The following is a 20,969-nucleotide window of genomic DNA, read 5'->3' as shown; positions in this document are numbered from 1 at the left end:
GATCTCCGATGGGGGACGCTGCGATGAGTGCAACAGGACGTTCGGAAGACGGCCGCGGCCGGCTCGGCAGCAAGCTGTCGGGGCTGGCCGTAGCCGTCGGCTGTGTGCTCTTCCTCGGCGGCTTCGCCTGGGCGGCCGTGGTGTACCGGCCGTACACGGTGCCGACCGAGTCGATGACCCCGACGGTGAACGCCGGCGACCGGGTCCTCGCGCAGCGGGTGGACGGCGGCGAGGTGCGCCGGGGCGACGTGGTGGTGTTCACCGATGAGGCCTGGGGTGACATGCCGATGGTGAAGCGGGTCGTGGGAATCGGCGGCGACAAGATCGCCTGCTGCGGCAAGGGCGGCCGGCTCACGGTCAACGGCATACCCATCGAGGAACCGTATCTTCAGGCCGGTGACCCCGCCTCGGCGAACGACTTCACGGCGGAGGTGCCGAAGGGCAAGCTCTTCCTCCTGGGTGACGACCGCAGGTCCTCGCTGGACTCCCGGGTCCACCTGGAGGAGGGCGGCCAGGGCTCGGTGCCGCGCAGCGCCGTACAGGCCCGGGTGGACGCCGTCGCGTGGCCGCTGGGCGGCATGATCGGGCGGCCGCAGCCCTTTGCCGCCCTGCCCGGCGGAGTGTCCTCCCCGGGGCCTCTGAAGGTTCAGCTCGGGGCCATGGCCGGGGGCGTGCTGCTCATTCTGGGCGGTGCCGTGTACGGCCCCGTCGCGGCGCGGTCCGCCCGGTCGAAGCGGAACAAGCAGGGGAAAGTGACCGCCGGTGCCCGCTGAGACGCGCAAGGTCTCCCGCCTGGTGCTCCTCGATCCGGAGGACCGCGTTCTGCTGCTGCACGGCTTCGAACCGGAAGACCCGGCGAGCACCTGGTGGTTCACCCCCGGCGGCGGTCTCGAGGGCGACGAGACCCGAGAGCAGGCCGCCCTGCGGGAGCTGGCCGAGGAAACCGGGATCACGGACGTCGAGCTGGGCCCCCTGCTCTGGCAGCGGATGTGTTCGTTCCCGTTCGACGGGCGGCGCTGGGAGCAGGACGAGTGGTACTTCCTCGCCCGCACGGCACAGACCACGACGGACACCAGCGGGCAGACCGGGCTGGAACGCCGCAGTGTCGCGGGTCTGAGGTGGTGGACCTCCGCCGAACTGTCGGCGGCGCGTGAGACGGTGTACCCGACCAGACTCGCCGAGCTGCTGCGCACGCTGCTCGACGAGGGTCCTCCGCGTACGCCGATGGTCCTGGCCCCCGAAATCGCCTGAGCGACCGGGGGTGCGGGACCCTGGCGCACAATGGGGGAACGCACGGCTGAAGGGGAACATGCCAATGAGCGCCGAGGACCTCGAGAAGTACGAGACCGAGATGGAGCTGAAGCTCTACCGGGAGTACCGCGATGTCGTCGGTCTGTTCAAATATGTGATCGAGACCGAACGGCGCTTCTACCTCACCAACGACTACGAGATGCAGGTGCACTCGGTCCAGGGTGAGGTGTTTTTCGAGGTGTCCATGGCGGATGCCTGGGTCTGGGACATGTACCGGCCCGCACGGTTCGTCAAGCAGGTACGGGTACTGACGTTCAAGGACGTCAACATCGAGGAGCTCAACAAGAGCGATCTCGAGCTTCCGGGTGGCTGAGTTGTCCACAACGGCTGAGTTGTCCACCAAGATCCACTAGTTGGGGGCGGACGCGTCACAGTCGGTGCCGGAGGTGGTGCCGATATGAACGCACGGGGGGCACTCGGGCGGTACGGCGAGGACGTGGCGGCTCGGTTGCTGACCGACGCCGGCATGTCCGTACTGGAACGGAACTGGCGCTGTCGCGCCGGCGAGATCGACATCGTCGCGAAGGACGGTGACGCGCTCGTCATCTGCGAGGTGAAGACCCGCAGGGCGGGTGCCTACGAGCACCCGATGGCCGCGGTCACACCCGCCAAGGCGGACCGCCTGCGGCGACTGGCCGGACTCTGGCTGGCGCGGCACGGCGGTCCGCCGCCCGGTGGGGTGCGGATCGACCTGGTCGGCGTGGTGCTGCCCAGGCGCGGCGCGCCCCTGGCCGAGCATGCGCGGGGGGTGGCCTGATGGCGTTCGCGCGAGCCTGCTCGGTGGCACTCGTCGGTGTCGAGGGCGTGGTGGTGGAGGTCCAGGCGGACCTGGAGGCCGGGGTGGCGGCGTTCACCCTGGTGGGACTGCCGGACAAGAGCCTGGTGGAGAGCCGGGACCGGGTCAGGGCGGCCGTGGTCAACTCCGGGGCCCAGTGGCCCCAGAAGAAGCTCACGGTAGGGCTGTCACCGGCCTCGGTGCCCAAGGGCGGCTCCGGTTTCGATCTCGCCGTCGCGTGCGCGGTGCTCGGCGCCGCCGAGCGGATCGATCCCGCGTCGATCGCCGACGTGGTGATAATCGGGGAGCTGGGACTGGACGGCCGGGTGCGGCCCGTGCGCGGGGTGCTGCCCGCCGTCCTGGCCGCGGCGGAGGCCGGATACCGGCAGGTGGTCGTCCCCGAGCAGACCGCGGGTGAGGCGGCCCTGGTGCCCGGGGTCTCCGTGCTCGGGGTCCGGAGCCTGCGGCAGCTGATCGCCGTGCTCTGCGACGAACCGGTGCCGGAGGAGCCCGAGGACCACGATCAGGGGCGCCCCGACACCATGCTGGCCGGGCTGATGGTGCCCGGCGCCGGTATGGGCACCGGGATCGCCAGGGGCTCGGCGCAGGGCGAGGGCAACCGGCCGGACCTGGCCGACGTCGCGGGCCAGGAGCGGCCGCGCATGGCCCTGGAGGTCGCCGCGGCGGGCGGACACCACCTCCTGCTGTCAGGACCGCCGGGCGCGGGCAAGACCATGCTGGCCGAACGGCTGCCCGCCATCCTGCCGCCGCTGACCAGGCAGGAAGCCCTTGAGGTGACCGCGGTCCACTCGGTGGCCGGCATCCTGCCGCCGGGCGAACCGCTGGTCACCCGCCCTCCCTACTGCGCACCGCACCACTCGGCGACCATGCAGTCGCTGGTCGGCGGGGGCAACGGACTCCCGAGGCCCGGCGCGGTATCGCTGGCGCACCGCGGGATCCTCTTCCTGGACGAGGCGCCCGAATTCTCGGTACGGGCGCTGGACGCGCTCCGTCAGCCCCTGGAGTCGGGGCACGTCGTGGTGGCCCGCAGCGCCGGTGTGGTGCGGCTGCCGGCCCGGTTCCTGATGATGCTCGCCGCCAACCCCTGCCCGTGCGGGCGGCACACCCTGAGCGGAGCCGGGTGCGAATGCCCGCCCTCGGCGGTGCGGCGGTACCAGGCCCGGCTCTCCGGGCCGCTGCTGGACCGGGTGGATCTGCGGGTGACCGTCGACCCCGTCAGGCGCGAGGACCTGATGGGCCGGGGCGGCCGGGGCGAGTCGACCGAGGCGGTTGCCGCCCGGGTGCTCGGGGCCCGGGCGCGGGCCGCGCAGCGGCTGGCGGGCACCCCGTGGACCACGAACAGCGAGGTGCCCGGGCATGAGCTGCGGACCCGGCTGGCCGCGGCACCGGGCGCGCTGATGGCGGCCGAGCGGGACATGGAGCGGGGCATGCTCACGGCGCGCGGTCTGGACCGGGTGCTGCGGGTGGCGTGGACCGTCGCGGATCTGCGCGGAGCCGACCGCCCGGACGCCTCGGACATCGGGGTGGCCCTGGAGCTGCGCACCGGAATTCCGCGCGGGGCCCCGATGAGTGCGGGAGCGTCATGACCGGGCAGCGGGCGGGGGGCCGCACGGGCGCCGCCGGGGGAGCGGGCCGTACGGGCGGGCCACAGGGGCAGGCGGCCGGAGAGCGGAGGGTGCTGGGCGGGACGGGCGCTCACGGCGGGGCTGGCGACGGGGAGCGGCTGGCCCGGGCGGCACTGACCCGGGTCCTGGAGCCGGGGGACGTACGCGGCGGGCGCTGGCTGCGGGAGTGCGGTGGTACGGAGCTGATGCGGAGGATCACCACCCCGGACGGATCGGCCGAGCAGCTGAGCGGGATGACGGCGAGACGACTGGCCGGATACCGGCTCCGGGCGGCGAACGTCGAGCCCGAACGGGACCTGGCCGCGGTGGCCTCGGCCGGCGGGCGCTTCATCTGCCCAGGCGACCGGGAGTGGCCCAGCCAGCTGGACGACCTGGGCGACGCCAGGCCCACGGGGCTCTGGGTGCGGGGGAGGCCCGATCTGCGGCTCTGGGCGCTGCGCTCGGTCGCCGTGGTGGGGGCCCGCGCCTGCACGCCGTACGGGGCCCACATGGCCACGTCGCTCGGCGCGGGCCTCGCGGAACGGGGGTGGGTGGTCGTCTCCGGGGCGGCCTTCGGCGTCGACGGCGCCGCGCACAGGGGCGCCCTGGCCGCAGGCGGCGCGACGATGGCGGTACTGGCCTGCGGGGTGGACGTCGCCTACCCCCGCGGACATGCCGAACTCATCGGACGCATGGTCGAACAGGGGCTCGTCCTCGGTGAACTGCCACCGGCCGATCACCCCACCCGCAGCAGATTCATCCTCCGGAACAGGGTGATCGCCGCGTTGACGCGAGGCACCGTCGTCGTCGAGGCCGAGTACCGCAGCGGCTCCCTGGTCACGGCCCGCTGCGCGCAACGGCTCGGCCGCCACACCATGGGCGTGCCCGGCCCCGCTACGAGCGGCCTCTCGGCAGGCGTCCACGAACTGCTCCGGGGTGAGGGCGTGCTGGTGACGGACGCCGCCGAAGTCGCGGAAATGGTCGGTGACATCGGTGATCTCGCCCCGCCGAGACACGGCCCGGTGCTGCCCCGCGACCACCTTGACCCCGTCTGCGGCAGGGTCCTTGACGCCCTGCCGGCCCACGGGTCGGTCAACGGGCGGGAGGTGGCACGTGATGCGGGGACCAGCGCGGACGAGGCCCTCGGCAAGCTGTACGAACTGCACTCACTGGGGTTCGTCGAACGCGAAGGCGACGGATGGAGGTTGACGAAGCCGCCCACATGCAATGGCGACGCGCGGCGAGGCGGTTCTTGACCTGGGGCATTCGGGTGAAAAGGTGATGCCGATGACCTCGGTGGCTCCTTCGGCGACGCCTCCGGGGCCGGCGCGCGACGCGACGGCCCCGGACGCACGTCATGTCCTCGCTCAGGTGCGCGGTCCTCACCGCCGCCGCGTCCCGCTCCATGTCCGTTCGCCGGGAAGCGCACAGCACCGATCCCTTATCCTGCGCGGACCGCGACACTTCAGTCACGCTACGCTCACAAGGATTCCGGCCCAGACACAAGTCCCCCAGCACTTCACGGCAGAACGGCTCAAGGCACCACATGCCCCAGCACACCTCCGGGTCTGACCGCGCGGCAGTACCACCGGCTGCGCGTGGCACTGTGCGCCCGCCCGCCCCCTCCTCGCTCGACGAGTTGTGGCGTTCTTACAAGACCACGGGCGACGGGCGGCTGCGGGAACAGCTGATCCTGCACTACTCGCCCCTGGTGAAGTACGTCGCCGGCCGGGTGAGCGTGGGTCTGCCGTCCAACGTGGAGCAGGCGGACTTCGTCTCCTCAGGGGTCTTCGGCCTGATCGACGCGATCGAGAAGTTCGACATCGAGCGCGCGATCAAGTTCGAGACGTACGCGATCACCCGCATCCGGGGCGCGATGATCGACGAACTGCGGGCGCTGGACTGGATCCCGCGCTCCGTCCGGCAGAAGGCCCGAGCGGTGGAGCGCGCCTACGCCACGCTGGAGGCGCAACTGCGACGCACGCCCTCGGAGACGGAGGTCGCCGCCGAGATGGGCATCGCGCTGGAGGAACTGCACGCGGTTTTCAGCCAGTTGTCCCTCGCCAACGTCGTCGCGCTGGAGGAGCTGCTCCATGTGGGGGGTGAGAGCGGCGACCGGCTGAGCCTGATGGACACCTTGGAGGACACCGCCGCCGACAACCCGGTGGAGGTGGCCGAGGACCGCGAGCTGAGAAGGCTCCTCGCCCGAGCGATCAACACCCTCCCGGACCGTGAGAAGACGGTCGTCACGCTCTACTACTACGAGGGGCTCACCCTCGCCGAGATCGGCAACGTCCTCGGGGTCACCGAGAGCCGGGTCAGCCAGATCCACACGAAGTCGGTGCTGCAACTGCGTGCGAAGCTCGCCGACGCCGGACGCTGAGACGGCCCGGGCGGGCTCCGGGCGGACCCCGGCAGGGTCGCTTCGGCCAACGGCGGGGGCCGCCCGCCCTCCTCGCGCACACCGGCCGCCGTAGAGTGGTCGGGTGCCCAGGATTCGAGCGGCCTCCGTGGCCGAGCACCGGACCATGCAGCGCGGCGCCCTCCTGGACGCAGCGCGCTCCCTGCTGTCCGAGGGAGGCACGGAGGCCTTGACCTTCCCCGCCCTCGCCGAACGCACGGGCCTCGCACGGTCCTCCGTCTACGAGTACTTCCGTTCCCGCGCCGCGGTCGTCGAAGAACTCTGCACCGTCGACTTCCCCGTGTGGGCGGCCGAGGTGGAGGGCGCGATGGAGCGGGCGGGGACGCCGGAGGAGAAGATCGAGGCGTACGTCCGGCGGCAGCTCGATCTCGTCGGTGACCGCCGCCACCGGGCCGTCGTCGCCATCTCCGCGAGCGAGTTGGACGCCGGCGCGCGCGAGAAGATCCGGGCGGCGCACGGGGGTCTGATCGCCATGATCGTGGAGGCGCTCGGCGACCTCGGGCACGAGCAGCCCCGGCTGGCGGCCATGCTGCTCCAGGGTTCCGTGGACGCGGCGGTCCGTCGCATCGAGCTGAGCGTGGCGGAGGAGCCCGGCGTGATCGCGGACACCGCCGTCGCCATGATCCTCAACGGCGTCCGGGACATCCGCGGCGACCACGCCTGACCTGCTCCCCCCATTTCCATTCCGCTCCCCGCCCCGCGCACCGGCCGGGGCGCTCACGGTCCCGGCCCGGCTTGCGCCGGGGCCGGAACGGGCACACCGGCCACGGGCAGCAGCCGGGACGGCCCGCGCCGCAGCGCCGACGGCGGCAGCAACGACAGCGGGTCCAGATAGGCCTCCGCGCGCCGCAGCCCCCAGTGCAGACAGCCGGACGCGCAGTGGAAGGGCCCGTCCGACACCACCGCCACCACCTGGCCCGTCGTGACCTCGTCGCCCTTCGCGACCAGCGGGCGCACCGGCTCGTAGGTGGTCCGCAGCGGTGGATCGCCCGTCCCCGCGAGCTCGATCACGACCACCCCGCGCCCCGCCACCCCGCCTGCGAAGGACACCCGGCCCGCTGCGGCCGCGAGCACCCGCGAGCCCGGCCCGGCGCCGAGGTCGACCCCGCGGTGCCCCCGGCCGTACTCCGTGGCGGGCGGCTCCCATCCCCGCAGGACCGGGGGCCGGCCCTCCAGCGGCCAGCCCCGTTCACCGACCGCACCCGCACCCGCACCCGCGCCCACACGCGCGCCCGCACCCGCGCCCGCATCCGGATCCCCCGGGACAGGCGCACGGCCGTCCGCCGCACTGGGAGCCACCACCTGCCCCGCAGCCCCCGCCCCACTCGGCGGCGGCTGCGCCGCGAGGGCGTACAGCCCGCCGCACCCCCACGCGAGCAGCGCCATGAGCAGCAGCCCCGAAACGGCCACCACCGCACGGCCGGCCCGCCACCCCTTTCCGCCGGCCGGCACACCGCGGCGCACGGCAGGGCGGCGGCCGGACCGGATCCGGCGACCATCACGTTCCGATGTGAATCGCATGCCGCCACGGTCCCCCGTCCCCGGGGACCCGCGGGGATCATGGACCGGATCTGTGGACTACCGGCCGGTTGTGGACAGCGCCGTCACCCGGCACCCGGCTGGTCCCGTACACTTCTTCTGGCGATCCGGGTCACCGGGTCGACTTCGCACGCCCCGCCACCTTCTCTCTGCGGAAGGTGGCCGCGCTCCTCGGTCCTTCGTGGCACGGCGCGTCGGGGCGTCAGGCGCGACAGCAAACCTGCGGTCGCGATAACCGAGCACCTCAAGGAGTACGGCCATGGCCGTCGTCACGATGCGGGAGCTGCTGGAAAGCGGCGTCCACTTCGGTCACCAGACCCGTCGTTGGAACCCGAAGATGAAGCGCTTCATCTTCACGGAGCGCAACGGCATCTACATCATCGACCTGCTCCAGTCGCTGTCGTACATCGACCGCGCCTACGAGTTCGTCAAGGAGACCGTCGCCCACGGCGGCTCCATCATGTTCGTGGGTACGAAGAAGCAGGCCCAGGAGGCCATCGCCGAGCAGGCGACGCGCGTCGGCATGCCGTACGTCAACCAGCGTTGGCTCGGTGGCATGCTCACCAACTTCTCCACCGTCTACAAGCGCCTTCAGCGTCTGAAGGAGCTCGAGCTCATCGACTTCGAGGACGTGGCCGCCTCCGGCCTCACCAAGAAGGAGCTCCTGGTTCTCTCCCGCGAGAAGGCCAAGCTGGAGAAGACCCTCGGTGGTATCCGCGAGATGCAGAAGGTGCCGAGCGCCGTCTGGATCGTCGACACCAAGAAGGAGCACATCGCCGTCGGTGAGGCGCGCAAGCTCCACATCCCGGTCGTCGCGATCCTGGACACCAACTGCGACCCCGACGAGGTCGACTACAAGATTCCGGGCAACGACGACGCGATCCGCTCCGTCACCCTGCTCACCCGCGTGATCGCCGACGCCGTCGCCGAGGGCCTCATCGCCCGCTCCGGCGCTGCGACCGGCGACTCGAAGCCGGGCGAGAAGGCCGCCGGCGAGCCCCTCGCCGAGTGGGAGCGCGACCTGCTCGAGGGCGACAAGAAGGCCGACGCCGAGGTTCAGACCTCCGCCGAGACCGAGAAGGTCGCCGACGCGGAGGCCGCTGAGGCCCCCGCCGCCGAGGCTGCTGCCGAGGCCCCCGCGGCTGAGGCCCCCGCCGCCGAGGCTCCGGCCGCGGACGCCGAGCAGGCCTGACACCCGTCACGGCTGAAGACGGCGGGGGCCGGTGCCACAGGCACCGCCCCCGCCGTTCACCCGTAGATCTTTCAGACTTCGAGAGAGAAATACAGACTCATGGCGAACTACACCGCCGCTGACGTCAAGAAGCTCCGTGAGCTCACCGGCGCCGGCATGATGGACTGCAAGAAGGCGCTCGACGAGGCCGACGGCAACGTCGACGGAGCCGTCGAAGCCCTCCGTATCAAGGGCCAGAAGGGCGTCGCCAAGCGCGAGGGCCGTTCTGCCGAGAACGGCGCCGTCGTCTCCGTCGTCTCCGAGGACAAGACGTCCGGCGTTCTGCTCGAGCTGAAGTGCGAGACCGACTTCGTCGCCAAGGGTGACAAGTTCCAGGCCGTCGCCAACACGCTCGCCGCTCACGTCGCCGCGACCTCCCCGGCCGACATCGAGGCGCTGCTCGCCTCCGAGATCGAGCCCGGCAAGACCGTGCAGGCGTACGTGGACGAGGCCAACGCCAACCTCGGCGAGAAGATCGTCCTGGACCGCTTCGCGCAGTTCGACGGCGCCTACGTCTCCGTGTACATGCACCGCACCATGCCCGACCTGCCCCCGCAGATCGGTGTTCTGGTCGAGCTGGACAAGGCCGACGCCGACCTGGCCAAGGGTCTTGCTCAGCACATCGCCGCCTTCGCGCCGAAGTACCTCTCCCGTGAGGACGTCCCGGCCGAAATCGTCGAGGCCGAGCGTCGTGTCGCCGAGGAGACCACGCGCGCCGAGGGCAAGCCCGAGGCCGCGCTCCCGAAGATCGTCGAGGGTCGCGTCAACGGCTTCTTCAAGGAGGCCACCCTCCTCGGCCAGCCGTACGCGCTGGACAACAAGAAGTCCGTCCAGAAGGTCCTGGACGAGGCCGGTGTCACCCTGAAGCGCTTCACGCGCATCAAGGTCGGCATCTGAGTCCGTCCGCGAAAAACGGTGGACCCCGATAGGGTCTGGTGCAGTCGACGGCCGCACACCGCCGTACGACCGCAGATCTGACGAGGAGGCCATTGCCGCTGAGGGACATCAGACCCACCGGCAATGGCCTTCTTCGTATGTGCACGAGGAGAATCTCCATGAACAAGGGCGCGGACGCCGCAACAGGTGACCACAAGCGCGACGACGGCAAGGTGCGCGGACGCTTCATGCTGAAGCTGTCCGGAGAGGCGTTCGCCGGCGGCGGGGGTCTCGGTGTCGACCCCGACGTCGTGCACGCGATCGCCCGCGAGATCGCGGCAGTCGTCCGCGACGGCGCGGAAATCGCGATCGTCATCGGCGGCGGCAACTTCTTCCGCGGTGCCGAGCTCCAGCAGCGCGGCATGGACCGGGCCCGGTCCGACTACATGGGCATGCTCGGCACCGTCATGAACTGCCTCGCGCTCCAGGACTTCCTGGAGAAGGAGGGCATCGACTCCCGCGTCCAGACCGCCATCACCATGGGCCAGGTCGCGGAGCCGTACATTCCGCTGCGCGCCGTACGGCATCTGGAGAAGGGCCGCGTCGTCATCTTCGGCGCCGGCATGGGCATGCCGTACTTCTCCACCGACACCACCGCGGCACAGCGCGCCCTGGAGATCGACGCCGAGGCGCTGCTGATGGGGAAGAACGGTGTGGACGGGGTCTACGACTCCGACCCGAAGACCAACCCCGCAGCGGTGAAGTTCGACGCGCTGGAGTACAGCGAGGTGCTCGCCCGCGATCTCAAGGTCGCCGACGCCACCGCCATCACGCTCTGCCGTGACAACCAGCTGCCGATCCTCGTCTTCGAGCTGACCACGGCGGGCAATATCGCCCGCGCCGTCAAGAGTGAGAAGATCGGCACGCTCGTGAGTGACCGGGGCACCCGGGCCTGACAACCGGGGGGCCGCACCGGGGAGCCCGGTGAGGCCCCGGGGGCGCGCGGGACGACGCCCCCGAAGGATGGACAACGGCCTGCCGGTCGGACACCGTGCAGGTGAGGACGCGACGCAGGACCCGCCGGGCTCGAGCACGCAGGGCCCACTCAAGACACGCAGGAGCACGTGGTGATCGAAGAAACCCTCCTCGAGGCCGAGGAGAAGATGGAGAAGGCCGTCGTCGTCGCGAAAGAGGACTTCGCCGCGATCCGCACCGGCCGTGCGCACCCGGCGATGTTCAACAAGATCGTCGCGGACTACTACGGCGCGCTGACCCCGATCAACCAGCTGGCCTCGTTCTCGGTGCCCGAGCCCCGTATGGCCGTCGTGACGCCGTTCGACAAGACCGCGCTGCGCAACATCGAGCAGGCCATCCGCGACTCGGACCTCGGCGTCAACCCGAGCAACGACGGCAATATCATCCGGGTGAACTTCCCCGACCTCACCGAAGAGCGCCGTCGCGACTACATCAAGGTCGCGAAGACCAAGGCCGAGGACTCCAAGATCTCGATCCGGGCCGTCCGCCGCAAGGCCAAGGAGACGCTCGACAAGCTGGTCAAGGACAAGGAGTCCGGCGAGGACGAGGTGCGCCGCGCCGAGAAGGAGCTCGACGACACCACCGCGAAGTACGTCGCGCAGGTGGACGAGCTGCTGAAGCACAAGGAAGCCGAGCTGCTCGAAGTCTGATGAACGACTCCTCCTGGGGCGTCCCGCAGGGCGCCGGCCACCGGGCTGCGCCCGAGATGCGGGCCGCTCCGGCGGGTCCTGCATACGATGTGCATGACGCCCAGCAGACTCGGCCCATGCCCATCGTGCCGGACGTTCCCGACGCAGGTAGAGACGCTGACGACCGTGATGACCGGGACCAGGGGGCCGGACGCCTGAGCGGCGGCCCCCTGTTCCGTGACGAGAAGCCGCAGGAGCCCATGTCCACCGCGCCGCCACCTCCGCAGAAGAAACGTGCGGGCCGTGATCTGGGCGCCGCCATAGGGGTCGGCGTCGGGCTCGGTGCCGTCGTCGTCGCCTCGCTCTTCATCGTCAAGGCCGTCTTCGTCGGTGTGATCGTGGTCGCCGTCGTCGTGGGCCTGTGGGAGCTCACCTCCCGGCTGGAGGAGCGCAAGGGCATCAAGGCGCCCCTCGTACCGCTCGCGATCGGTGGCGCGGCCATGGTCGTGGCCGGTTACGCACGGGGCGCGGAGGGCGCTTGGATCGCCATGGCCCTCACCGCCTTGGCGGTGCTCGTCTGGCGGATGACCGAGCAGCCGGAGGGCTACCTCAAGGACGTCACGGCCGGCGTCTTCGCCGCGTTCTACGTGCCGTTCCTCGCGACCTTCGTCGCCATGCTCCTGACCGCCGACGACGGACCGCAGCGTGTCCTGACCTTCCTGCTGTTGACGGTCGTCAGCGACACGGGCGCGTACGCCGTCGGCTGGCGCTTCGGCAAGCACAAGCTCGCCCCGCGCATCAGCCCCGGCAAGACCCGCGAGGGCCTGTTCGGTGCCGTGGCCTTCGCGATGGTGGCCGGTGCGCTCTGCATGCAGTTCCTGATCGACGACGGTGCGTGGTGGCAGGGACTGCTGCTCGGCCTCGCGGTCGCCGCCAGCGCCACCCTCGGCGACCTGGGCGAGTCCATGATCAAGCGGGATCTCGGGATCAAGGACATGGGAACGCTGCTCCCCGGGCACGGCGGGATCATGGACCGGCTGGACTCCCTGCTGCCGACCGCACCGGTCGCCTGGCTGCTGCTGGTCATTTTCGTCGGCTCCGGCTGAGCGACGCGGGCATGCACACGCGTGAGGGCCCCTCGTCCGCGGACGAGGGGCCCTCACGCATGTGATGTCAGGCACGGTCGCGAAGGGCAGAGCGCATGTGGTGATGGAGCTCCAGGGCCCGGCGGCGCATCCACAGGATCCAGAAGCAGAACGCGACGACACCCACCGCGAAGACCAGGGGGAAGACCAGCGAGCCGTCGGTCGTGGCCCCCAGGACGACCAGGCCGACCGCGGCCAGTCCCATGAAGCCCAGCCAGTACGGCAGCCACCGGCCTCCGCGCTCGATCTTCCCCAACTGATCGTCGACCAGCCGCCGCATCACCGCCCGCTCCTCGGGATCCCGCGGCACCTCGCGGTGCCGGATCTTGCGGGTCAGGCCGGCGATGGTACGGGTGTCGGCGCCGGTCGCGCGGCTGGTCCTACGGCGCTGAAAGGCCAGGGCCCCCATGACCACCACGGTGTAGAACAGGCCCTGGATCACCCATAAGCCCGGATGCGCGTCCCCGCGGAAGAGGGCGCCGAGGCCCACGCCCAGCACGAGGACCACCAGTCCCTGCGCCATCAGACTGTCACTGAACCAGTGCTTCACGGTGTGCACAGCACGTACCTCCTGCGACGTCGACGGATGTCCCTGTCATGTCCCGGATACCCCGTTCGCCCCGGACCATCAGGGCCACGGCAGCCCGCGCCGGGGCCGTCCCGGGTGACGAGCGGGGGCACCGCCGCGCGTCTGCGACACTGGAAGAACCATGCCTAAGCCCGGAGAACTCACTTTCGTCGCGCCCCGCGGAGCCAAGAAGCCCCCGCGGCACCTCGCCGACCTCACGCCCGCCGAGCGCAAGGAAGCAGTCGCCGCGATCGGCGAGAAGCCGTTCCGCGCCCAGCAGCTCTCGCAGCACTACTTCGCGCGGTACGCGCACGACCCGGCGGAGTGGACCAACATCCCGGCCGCGTCGCGGGGCAAGCTCGCCGAGGCGATGTTCCCGGACCTCATGTCCGTGGTCCGCCACATCAGCTGCGACGACGACACGACCCGCAAGACGCTGTGGAAGCTGCACGACGGGACGCTGGTCGAGTCCGTCCTGATGCGGTACCCCGAGCGCGTCACGATGTGCATCTCCTCGCAGGCCGGCTGCGGCATGAACTGCCCGTTCTGCGCCACCGGACAGGCCGGTCTCGACCGCAACCTCTCCACCGCCGAGATCGTCCACCAGATCGTGGACGGCATGCGGGCGCTGCGCGACGGCGACGTTCCGGGCGGACCGGCCCGGCTCTCCAACATCGTCTTCATGGGTATGGGCGAGCCGCTCGCCAACTACAACCGCGTCGTCGGCGCCATCCGCCGGCTGACCGACCCGGAGCCGGACGGCCTCGGGCTCTCGCAGCGCGGGATCACCGTCTCCACCGTGGGTCTCGTCCCCGCGATGCTGCGCTTCGCCGACGAGGGCTTCAAGTGCCGTCTCGCCGTTTCGCTGCACGCCCCGGACGATGAGCTGCGCGACACCCTCGTGCCGGTGAACACCCGGTGGAAGGTGCGCGAGGTACTGGACGCCGCGTGGGAGTACGCGGAGAAGTCCGGACGCCGCATCTCCATCGAGTACGCGCTGATCCGCGACATCAACGACCAGGCCTGGCGGGGCGACCGGCTGGGCCGGCTGCTCAAGGGCAAGCGGGTGCACGTCAACCTGATCCCGCTGAACCCGACGCCCGGCTCGAAGTGGACGGCCTCGCGGCCCGAGGACGAGAAGGCGTTCGTCGAGGCCATCGCCGCCCACGGGGTGCCGGTGACCGTCCGCGACACCCGGGGTCAGGAGATCGACGGGGCCTGCGGACAGCTGGCGGCGTCCGAGCGCTGACGGCCGCGCTCACGGCCGGAAACGGCCGTGTAGCCTGGGCTCGAATTCAACTTCATATTCCGACAGGGGAGCGCCACAGCGCTGAGAGTGCGGCACCAAGGACAGGTTGGCCGCAGACCCTCTGAACCTCGCCCGGGTCATTCCGGGTAGGAAGTTCGGACCTTACTCAAGCTGTTGCGCCCTGCCCGCTTCCGGTCTCCGCCGGTGCGGGCAGGGCCGCGTCTCTTCCTGGTCACCCCCAGGAGGAATCACATGAGCACCACCAAGAAGATCGCGGTGACGGCCGTCGCCGCCGCGCTCGGCGCGAGCGCGCTCGCCGGATGCGGAAGTTCCGACGACTCGGCGTCCGGTTCCGGAAGCACCGGCAGTTCCGGCTCCAAGACCGTCACCCTCGTCAGCCACGACTCCTTCAACGCCTCCAAGGGCGTGCTGAAGGAGTTCACCAAGGAGACCGGCTACACGGTCAAGGTGCTGAAGAGCGGCGACGCGGGCGCCGCCCTCAACCAGGAGATCCTGACCAAGGGCTCGCCCCGCGGCGACGTGTTCTTCGGCGTCGACAACACCCTGCTCTCGCGCGCCCTCGACAACGGCCTGTTCACGCCGTACGAGGCGAAGGGCCTCGACCAGGTCCCCCCCGATGTCCAGCTGGACGCCGCCAAGCACCGGGTCACCCCCATCGACACCGGTGACATCTGCGTCAACTACGACAAGAAGTACTTCGCCGACAGGAAGCTCGCTCCGCCGCGGTCCTTCGACGACCTGGCGAAGCCCGCGTACAAGAACCTGCTCGTCACCGAGAACGCGGCGACCTCCTCGCCGGGCCTCGGCTTCCTCCTCGGCACCGTCGCCACGTACGGCGAGGACGGCTACCAGGACTACTGGAAGAAGCTGAAGAGCAACGGGGTCAAGGTCGTCGACGGCTGGGAGCAGGCGTACAACGAGGAGTTCTCCGGCTCCGCCGGCGGCAAGAAGGCCAAGGCCGACCGGCCGCTCGTCGTCAGTTACGCCTCCAGTCCGCCCGTCGAGGTGCTGTACGCGGACCCGCAGCCGAAGACCGCGCCGACCGGTGTCGCCACCGGGACGTGCTTCCGCCAGATCGAGTTCGCCGGTCTGCTCGACGGAGCGAAGAACGAGGCGGGCGGCAAGGCCCTGCTGGACTTCCTGATCGGCAAGAAGTTCCAGGAGGACATGCCGCTCAACATGTTCGTCAGCCCCGTGACGAAGGGCGCGAAGGTACCGGACCTCTTCACGAAGTTCGGTGCCACCGTCGACAAGCCGACGACCGTCGCCCCGGACGAGATCGCCAAGAACCGTGAGCAGTGGGTCCAGTCATGGTCCTCGCTCGTAGTGAAGTAGCGAAGACTCCCGTACGCGGACCGGGCGCGCGCGGGAGGGCCGCGCGCGCCCGGTCGCTGCGCGGGGGCGCGGTGCGGCTCGGCCTGATGGCCGTGCCCGTGGTGTTCTTCGCGTTGTTCTTCGCCTACCCCGTCGTCGCGATCGTGGGGCGCGGGCTCAAGGCCGACGGCGTGTGGCAGTTCGGACGGTTCGGCGAGGTGCTGAGCCGGCCGGACATCCAGGATGTCCTCTGGTTCACGCTCTGGCAGGCCCTTGCCTCGACCGCGTTGACCCTGCTGATCGCGCTGCCGGGTGCCTATGTCTTCGCCCGGTTCGACTTCCCCGGCAAACAACTGCTGCGGGCCGTCGTCACCGTGCCGTTCGTCCTGCCGACCGTGGTCGTCGGTACCGCGTTCCTCGCGCTGCTCGGCCGCGGTGGCTTCCTCGACGAGCTGTGGGGTGTACGGCTCGACACCACGGTGTGGGCGATCCTGCTCGCCCATGTCTTCTTCAACTACGCCGTCGTCGTGCGCACCGTCGGCGGACTCTGGGCGCAGCTCGACCCGCGGCAGGAGGAGGCCGCGCGGGTCCTGGGCGCCGGGCGGTTCGCCGCCTGGCGGCGTGTCACCCTCCCCGCCCTCGGGCCCGCCGTGGCGGCCGCGGCGCTGATGGTCTTCCTCTTCACCTTCACCTCCTTCGGTGTCGTACAGATCCTCGGCGGACCGGGCTTCTCCACGCTGGAGGTGGAGATCTACCGGCAGACCGCGCAACTGCTCGACCTGCCCACGGCCGCAGTGCTCACCCTGGTCCAGTTCGTCGCGGTCGGCGCCGTACTCGCGGTGCACGCGTGGACCGTGCGGCGCAGGGAGACCGCGCTGAAACTCGTCGACCCGGCGCAGACGGCCCGCAAGCCGCGCGGCGCGGGACAGTGGACGCTGCTCGGCGGGGTGCTGCTGACCGTGCTCGTGCTGATCCTGCTGCCGCTCGCCGTCCTGGTGGAGCGGTCGCTCGATGTGTCCGGCGGGCACGGATTCGCGTACTACCGCGCACTCGGTTCGGCGGAGGCCAACAGCGGTACGTTCCTGGTCGCGCCGATCGAAGCGATCGGGAACTCGCTGCGCTACGCCCTGGTCGCGACCCTCATCGCCCTGGTCGTCGGGGGACTCGCGGCAGCCGCCCTGACCAGGAAGGCGGGCCGGCTCGTCCGCGGGTTCGACGCGCTGCTGATGCTGCCGCTCGGCGTCTCCGCCGTCACCGTCGGCTTCGGCTTCCTGATCACCCTCGACGAGCCGCCGCTGGATCTGCGCACCTCCTGGATCCTGGTGCCGCTCGCCCAGGCGCTCGTCGGTGTGCCCTTCGTCGTACGCACCATGCTGCCGGTCCTCAGGGCGGTGGACGGGCGGCTGCGCGAAGCCGCCGCGGTGCTGGGCGCCTCGCCGCTGCGGGCCTGGCGCGAGGTGGACCTGCCGCTGGTGCGGCGGGCGCTGCTGGTCGCCGCCGGATTCGCCTTCGCCGTGTCGCTGGGTGAGTTCGGGGCGACCGTGTTCATCGCGCGGCCCGACAACCCGACGCTACCGGTGGCCGTCGCCAGGCTGCTGGGACGGTCCGGCGAACTCAACTACGGCCAGGCGATGGCCCTCAGCACCATCCTGATGCTCGTGTGCGCAGTGTCGCTGCTGCTGCTCGAACGTATCCGCACGGACCGATCCGGGGAGTTCTAGAGATGCTGACACTGGAATCGGCCACCGTGCGCTTCGGCGAACGTGCCGCGCTCGACGCGGTGGACCTGGAGGTGGCCGAGCACGAGATCGTCTGCGTCCTCGGACCGAGCGGCAGTGGGAAGTCCACCCTGCTGCGGGTGGTGGCAGGACTCCAGGAGGCCGACGGCGGACGAGTGCTGCTCGACGGCGCGGACCAGAGCGGTGTGCCGGTCCACCGGCGCGGCCTCGGCCTGATGTTCCAGGACCACCAGCTGTTCCCGCACCGCGATGTCGGTGCCAACGTCGCCTTCGGCCTGCGGATGCACGGTGTGAAACGGGCCGAGCAGGACCGCCGGGTCGCCGAACTCCTCGACATGGTGGGCCTCCCCGGCGCCGAACGACGGGCCGTCGCCGCGCTGTCGGGCGGCGAACAGCAGCGCGTCGCCCTCGCCCGGGCCCTCGCCCCCCGGCCCAAGCTGCTGATGCTGGACGAGCCGCTCGGCCAGCTGGACCGCAGTCTGCGCGAACGCCTCGTCGTCGAACTGCGCACGCTCTTCGCCCGGCTGGGTACGACGGTGCTCGCCGTCACCCACGACCAGGGCGAGGCCTTCGCGCTCGCCGACCGCGTCGTCGTGATGCGCGACGGCCACATCGCGCAGGTGGGCACACCCCTGGAGGTCTGGCAGCGTCCCGCCTCCGCCTTCGTCGCCCGCTTCCTCGGTTTCGACAACGTGGTGGAGGCGATGGTGACCGGCGAGGCCGCGGCGACGGACTGGGGCAAGGTGCCGGTGCCGGCGGGGTCGCCGCAGGGGGCGTGCGATCTGCTGGTGCGACCGGCCGGGGTCCTGATCGGTGCTCCGCAGGACGGCCTGCGCTGCACTGTGGGCGCGCGCACCTTCCGCGGCAACCACGTCGCGGTGAAGCTGCACCCGGAGGTCGGCCCCGTCCTGGACGCGGAGTGCGCGCTGAACAGCACTCCGGACGAGGGCGCGCGGGTCGGCGTCACGTTCGCCTCGGCGGAGAGCGTCGTGCTGCCCGTCGTGTGAACGGGCCTCTCCTGGCTCGCTCCGCGTCCGCGCCGGCGCGACGGAACCGGCCCCGGGCGGCTGCGGCCGTCAGGACTGGGCCGCCGCCCGGGACGTCTCTCGCGAGCGCGCCGCGCCATCGTGCGCGCAGTGGACGTGCGTTCACGTGATCTCGCGGGTTTGCTTACCGAATCTCCCCGTCACGCTCGTTTGCGAGCTGCCGGTGTCCCTCCGAGGGCATCATCAAGCAGGTCGGAGCTCTGGGGACGTTCCACGACCACGCCTCGCACTCGTAGGTGCGGACGGTCGTGGGACGCCGTTTTCCACGGGATTGTGTTTGTTCGAGGATCGGGGGCAGACCCCATGGGTGGGTCCGGTCCCGGCAGCCTGTGCACAATGGCTCGTCAGGCGAACACACTTTCACTGTTCTGAACCCGACTGACGTGGAACGTCCATCTACGATTGCGAACTTCTACTTGCCAGCGCATCCAGTACACCTGGTGACCCCTTCACCATGTGCGCCACCCGCTCATCGCCATCCCCATCCCGTTGCCGCCCGACGCGTGAGGACGCGCCTGCCCCTCGCGCTCTCCGGGGGCAGATCGTGACAGCGGCTCCGCTGACAGACCGGGAGATCTCCCTGGTACGTACGAGTCTGGCGGTGGTCGCACCCCAGGCCACGGAGATGACCGTCTACTTCTACGCCATCCTCTTCACCCGGCACCCCGAAGTGCGGGGGTTGTTCCCCGACAACATGGACGTCCAGCGTGACCGGCTGCTGCGCGGACTGCTGCGCATCATCGATCTGGTCGACGACGTCGACAACCTTGTGCGGTTCTGCTCCCGGCTGGGCCGGGACCACCGTAAGTTCGGAGCCCTGGACGCCCACTACCCGGCAGTGGGCGACTGTCTGCTGGCCTCCCTGGCCCGCTACGCGGGAACCGCGTGGAACGCCGAGACCGCCGCAGCCTGGAGCCGTGCCTACACCGTCGCCGCCCAAGTGATGACCGCAGCAGCCGAGGACGACACGCGCCTGCGCCCGGCTGCCTGGGAAGCGCAGATCATCCGCCACGAATACCGCGGCAACGGCATCGCCGAGATCACCGTGCAGACCGACCTGCCCTACCCGTACACCGCCGGACAGTACGTGAGCATGGAGACCCCCTGGTACCCCCGTACCTGGCGGCACTATTCCCCCGCTCACCCGCCGCGCACGGACAACGCGCTGACGTTCCACGTCCGGGCCGTCCACGGGGGGCAGGTCAGCAACGCGCTGGTTCACCACGCCGCCGCCGGACACCGGGTGCGGCTCGGTCCGCCCCAGGGCGAGATGACCCTTGCCGCGGCAGGCGACCGCGACCTGTTGCTGGTGGCCGGCGGGACCGGCCTCGCGCCGATCCGCGCCCTGATCGAGGAAGCCGCCGCCCTGGACATGCGGCGTTATGTGGAGTTGTTCGTCGGAGCACGCACCGCTCAGGAGCTGTACGGGCTCGACGACATGCTGCGTCTGGCCCAGCGTCACTACTGGCTGACAGTCAGGGCGGCCGTCTCGCACGAGCACATCCCCGGCCAGCAGGGCACACTCCCGCAGGTGCTGCGCGAGTTCGGCCCCTGGTACCGGCACGAAGCCTTCCTTTGCGGTCCGCCCGACATGGTCACCACGGCCGTGCGCACCCTCCTGCAGCAGGGCACCCCCCAGGCCCGCATCCACCACGACCCGCTCGACACCCCCGTTCTCACCGCCCCCCTCACTCCGCTCCGACCCCATCAGGAGATCGACCAGCCGTGACCCGCCACGACGCCACGCCTTCGCACGGGGAGCGCCTGCTGCAGGCCCATCTGGGCACCAGCGAACGCGCCGACGCCTTCTACGACCGGCAGGTCCACCCGCACCTCACCGCAGCCATGCGTGACTTCATCGGCCGCCAGTCCATGGTCTTCCTCTCCACCGCCGACGCCCGTGGCCACTGCGACGCCACCTTCCGCGCCGGCCCTCCCGGATTCGTCTCCGTGCTGGACGACCGCACCCTGGCCTACCCCGAGTACCGCGGGAACGGCGTCATGGCCAGCGCCGGCAACATCACCGACAACCCACACATCGGTCTGCTCTTCATGGACTTCGCCCGAGACCACATCGGACTGCACGTCAACGGCTCCGCCCAGCTCGTCAGTGACCAGGAACTGCGCGCCGCCCACTCCTGGATACCCGCCGAGACCGCCCCGGGGCGGCTCCCCGTGCTGTGGACGCACATCACCCTCCACGAGGCCTACGTGCACTGTTCCAAACACATTCCCCACCTCGAGCCCGCTCCCCGCCCCCTGGGACTGGCGCGCAGTCGCCCCAAGGACGCCGACTACTTCCCCGAACCGGCCGCGCAGGCCGTGGCATCCGGCCCGATGCCGGACCTGGCACCGGGAAACGCCGACATGTCCGACCCTGCCCACGTCCCGTCGGCCGCGCATCCGCTGATCGGCTCACGCGACCGCTGAAACCCTCCGTCGTG

21 protein-coding genes and 1 riboswitch are annotated in these 20,969 nt (G+C 70.7%); of the genes, 19 read left to right on the top strand and 2 right to left on the bottom strand.

Features of this window, described 5'->3' with window-relative positions:
* Window positions 1–23: 23 nt before the first annotated feature.
* From lepB to ACFYPA_RS07895, 8 genes are all read left to right on the top strand, one after another.
* Entirely contained in the window at window positions 24–773 is a 750-nt protein-coding gene (gene lepB / locus ACFYPA_RS07930) for a signal peptidase I (protein WP_389130525.1), read from the top strand.
* The gene (locus tag ACFYPA_RS07925; RefSeq protein WP_359317154.1) at window positions 763–1,251 is read left to right on the top strand and encodes an NUDIX hydrolase; all 489 of its coding nucleotides are present in this window, start codon (window positions 763–765) and stop codon (window positions 1,249–1,251) included. The genes lepB and ACFYPA_RS07925 overlap by 11 nt, the downstream gene beginning before the upstream one ends.
* A 64-nt stretch (window positions 1,252–1,315) precedes the next feature.
* Entirely contained in the window at window positions 1,316–1,624 is a 309-nt protein-coding gene (locus tag ACFYPA_RS07920; protein ID WP_003965949.1) for a DUF2469 domain-containing protein, read from the top strand.
* A gap of 84 nt (window positions 1,625–1,708) precedes the next feature.
* A complete protein-coding gene (locus ACFYPA_RS07915; RefSeq protein WP_359077612.1) occupies window positions 1,709–2,068 on the top strand; it encodes a YraN family protein in 360 nt (119 codons plus the stop codon).
* On the top strand, window positions 2,068–3,693 hold the full coding sequence (locus tag ACFYPA_RS07910; RefSeq protein WP_389130521.1) for a YifB family Mg chelatase-like AAA ATPase: 1,626 nt from the start codon (window positions 2,068–2,070) through the stop codon (window positions 3,691–3,693). The genes ACFYPA_RS07915 and ACFYPA_RS07910 overlap by 1 nt, the downstream gene beginning before the upstream one ends.
* Complete coding sequence (gene dprA / locus ACFYPA_RS07905) at window positions 3,690–4,967, top strand: DNA-processing protein DprA (RefSeq protein ID WP_389130518.1); 1,278 nt, start codon at window positions 3,690–3,692, stop codon at window positions 4,965–4,967. The genes ACFYPA_RS07910 and dprA overlap by 4 nt, the downstream gene beginning before the upstream one ends.
* A 290-nt stretch (window positions 4,968–5,257) precedes the next feature.
* Window positions 5,258–6,094 carry an RNA polymerase sigma factor WhiG gene (whiG, locus tag ACFYPA_RS07900; protein WP_389130515.1) on the top strand — a complete coding sequence of 279 codons (837 nt, stop codon included), beginning with the start codon at window positions 5,258–5,260 and terminating at the stop codon, window positions 6,092–6,094.
* Between the two features lie 127 nt (window positions 6,095–6,221).
* Window positions 6,222–6,797, top strand: coding sequence for a helix-turn-helix domain-containing protein (locus ACFYPA_RS07895; RefSeq protein ID WP_359077825.1), 576 nt, complete (start codon window positions 6,222–6,224; stop codon window positions 6,795–6,797).
* 53 nt (window positions 6,798–6,850) lie between these two features.
* Here the strand turns inward: ACFYPA_RS07895 and ACFYPA_RS07890 are convergent, their stop codons facing one another.
* Window positions 6,851–7,654, bottom strand: a complete 804-nt coding sequence (locus tag ACFYPA_RS07890; protein WP_389130512.1) for a M23 family metallopeptidase — start codon at window positions 7,652–7,654, stop codon at window positions 6,851–6,853.
* A gap of 277 nt (window positions 7,655–7,931) precedes the next feature.
* On the opposite strand from ACFYPA_RS07890, the gene rpsB reads away from it, so the two are divergent.
* From rpsB to ACFYPA_RS07865, 5 genes are all read left to right on the top strand, one after another.
* Entirely contained in the window at window positions 7,932–8,864 is a 933-nt protein-coding gene (gene rpsB, locus ACFYPA_RS07885; protein ID WP_306057991.1) for a 30S ribosomal protein S2, read from the top strand.
* 99 nt (window positions 8,865–8,963) lie between these two features.
* Window positions 8,964–9,800 (top strand): translation elongation factor Ts, encoded by an 837-nt coding sequence (gene tsf / locus ACFYPA_RS07880; protein WP_359077618.1) that lies wholly within the window; start codon window positions 8,964–8,966, stop codon window positions 9,798–9,800.
* A 158-nt stretch (window positions 9,801–9,958) separates the two neighbouring features.
* Window positions 9,959–10,735 carry a UMP kinase gene (gene pyrH, locus ACFYPA_RS07875; RefSeq protein WP_359077620.1) on the top strand — a complete coding sequence of 259 codons (777 nt, stop codon included), beginning with the start codon at window positions 9,959–9,961 and terminating at the stop codon, window positions 10,733–10,735.
* Between the two features lie 171 nt (window positions 10,736–10,906).
* Window positions 10,907–11,464 carry a ribosome recycling factor gene (gene frr, locus ACFYPA_RS07870; RefSeq protein ID WP_024488459.1) on the top strand — a complete coding sequence of 186 codons (558 nt, stop codon included), beginning with the start codon at window positions 10,907–10,909 and terminating at the stop codon, window positions 11,462–11,464.
* On the top strand, window positions 11,464–12,549 hold the full coding sequence (locus ACFYPA_RS07865; protein ID WP_359317149.1) for a phosphatidate cytidylyltransferase: 1,086 nt from the start codon (window positions 11,464–11,466) through the stop codon (window positions 12,547–12,549). Before frr ends, ACFYPA_RS07865 begins: the two co-directional genes overlap by 1 nt.
* A gap of 67 nt (window positions 12,550–12,616) precedes the next feature.
* Here the strand turns inward: ACFYPA_RS07865 and ACFYPA_RS07860 are convergent, their stop codons facing one another.
* Window positions 12,617–13,147 (bottom strand): hypothetical protein, encoded by a 531-nt coding sequence (locus tag ACFYPA_RS07860; protein ID WP_359077625.1) that lies wholly within the window; start codon window positions 13,145–13,147, stop codon window positions 12,617–12,619.
* A gap of 151 nt (window positions 13,148–13,298) precedes the next feature.
* Here ACFYPA_RS07860 and rlmN point away from each other — a divergent pair, with 151 nt between their 5' ends.
* The 6 genes from rlmN to ACFYPA_RS07830 all read left to right on the top strand — a co-directional run bounded on the left by rlmN (window position 13,299) and on the right by ACFYPA_RS07830 (window position 20,955).
* The gene (gene rlmN, locus ACFYPA_RS07855; protein WP_359317147.1) at window positions 13,299–14,405 is read left to right on the top strand and encodes a 23S rRNA (adenine(2503)-C(2))-methyltransferase RlmN; all 1,107 of its coding nucleotides are present in this window, start codon (window positions 13,299–13,301) and stop codon (window positions 14,403–14,405) included.
* A 54-nt stretch (window positions 14,406–14,459) separates the two neighbouring features.
* Window positions 14,460–14,576: riboswitch (TPP riboswitch) on the top strand.
* Window positions 14,577–14,657: 81 nt separating this feature from the next.
* Window positions 14,658–15,761, top strand: a complete 1,104-nt coding sequence (locus ACFYPA_RS07850; protein ID WP_389130508.1) for a thiamine ABC transporter substrate binding subunit — start codon at window positions 14,658–14,660, stop codon at window positions 15,759–15,761.
* 86 nt (window positions 15,762–15,847) lie between these two features.
* Window positions 15,848–17,461, top strand: a complete 1,614-nt coding sequence (locus ACFYPA_RS07845) for an iron ABC transporter permease (protein ID WP_359077829.1) — start codon at window positions 15,848–15,850, stop codon at window positions 17,459–17,461.
* Between the two features lie 2 nt (window positions 17,462–17,463).
* On the top strand, window positions 17,464–18,486 hold the full coding sequence (locus ACFYPA_RS07840) for an ABC transporter ATP-binding protein (protein WP_359077630.1): 1,023 nt from the start codon (window positions 17,464–17,466) through the stop codon (window positions 18,484–18,486).
* A 583-nt stretch (window positions 18,487–19,069) separates the two neighbouring features.
* On the top strand, window positions 19,070–20,254 hold the full coding sequence (locus ACFYPA_RS07835) for a globin domain-containing protein (RefSeq protein ID WP_359077632.1): 1,185 nt from the start codon (window positions 19,070–19,072) through the stop codon (window positions 20,252–20,254).
* The gene (locus ACFYPA_RS07830; RefSeq protein WP_359077634.1) at window positions 20,251–20,955 is read left to right on the top strand and encodes a pyridoxamine 5'-phosphate oxidase family protein; all 705 of its coding nucleotides are present in this window, start codon (window positions 20,251–20,253) and stop codon (window positions 20,953–20,955) included. The genes ACFYPA_RS07835 and ACFYPA_RS07830 overlap by 4 nt, the downstream gene beginning before the upstream one ends.
* Window positions 20,956–20,969: the final 14 nt, after the last annotated feature.

The sequence above is a fragment of the Streptomyces sp. NPDC005775 genome, assembly GCF_042871565.1.
Classification (GTDB): domain Bacteria; phylum Actinomycetota; class Actinomycetes; order Streptomycetales; family Streptomycetaceae; genus Streptomyces.
The sequence above is the reverse complement of the archived record's forward strand: the minus strand, read 5'-3'. Positions and strand labels throughout refer to the sequence as shown.

Bases quoted from the DNA above. Each gene is read 5' to 3' on its own strand.
- lepB (WP_389130525.1), top strand. From the start codon at position 24: ATGAGTGCAACAGGACGTTCGGAAGACGGCCGCGGCCGGCTCGGCAGC.
- ACFYPA_RS07920 (WP_003965949.1), top strand. From the start codon at position 1,316: ATGAGCGCCGAGGACCTCGAGAAGTACGAGACCGAGATGGAGCTGAAG.
- ACFYPA_RS07915 (WP_359077612.1), top strand. From the start codon at position 1,709: ATGAACGCACGGGGGGCACTCGGGCGGTACGGCGAGGACGTGGCGGCT.
- ACFYPA_RS07910 (WP_389130521.1), top strand. From the start codon at position 2,068: ATGGCGTTCGCGCGAGCCTGCTCGGTGGCACTCGTCGGTGTCGAGGGC.
- dprA (WP_389130518.1), top strand. From the start codon at position 3,690: ATGACCGGGCAGCGGGCGGGGGGCCGCACGGGCGCCGCCGGGGGAGCG.
- whiG (WP_389130515.1), top strand. From the start codon at position 5,258: ATGCCCCAGCACACCTCCGGGTCTGACCGCGCGGCAGTACCACCGGCT.
- ACFYPA_RS07890 (WP_389130512.1), bottom strand. From the start codon at position 7,654: ATGCGATTCACATCGGAACGTGATGGTCGCCGGATCCGGTCCGGCCGC.
- rpsB (WP_306057991.1), top strand. From the start codon at position 7,932: ATGGCCGTCGTCACGATGCGGGAGCTGCTGGAAAGCGGCGTCCACTTC.
- tsf (WP_359077618.1), top strand. From the start codon at position 8,964: ATGGCGAACTACACCGCCGCTGACGTCAAGAAGCTCCGTGAGCTCACC.
- pyrH (WP_359077620.1), top strand. From the start codon at position 9,959: ATGAACAAGGGCGCGGACGCCGCAACAGGTGACCACAAGCGCGACGAC.
- ACFYPA_RS07865 (WP_359317149.1), top strand. From the start codon at position 11,464: ATGAACGACTCCTCCTGGGGCGTCCCGCAGGGCGCCGGCCACCGGGCT.
- rlmN (WP_359317147.1), top strand. From the start codon at position 13,299: ATGCCTAAGCCCGGAGAACTCACTTTCGTCGCGCCCCGCGGAGCCAAG.
- ACFYPA_RS07850 (WP_389130508.1), top strand. From the start codon at position 14,658: ATGAGCACCACCAAGAAGATCGCGGTGACGGCCGTCGCCGCCGCGCTC.
- ACFYPA_RS07845 (WP_359077829.1), top strand. From the start codon at position 15,848: ATGGCCGTGCCCGTGGTGTTCTTCGCGTTGTTCTTCGCCTACCCCGTC.
- ACFYPA_RS07840 (WP_359077630.1), top strand. From the start codon at position 17,464: ATGCTGACACTGGAATCGGCCACCGTGCGCTTCGGCGAACGTGCCGCG.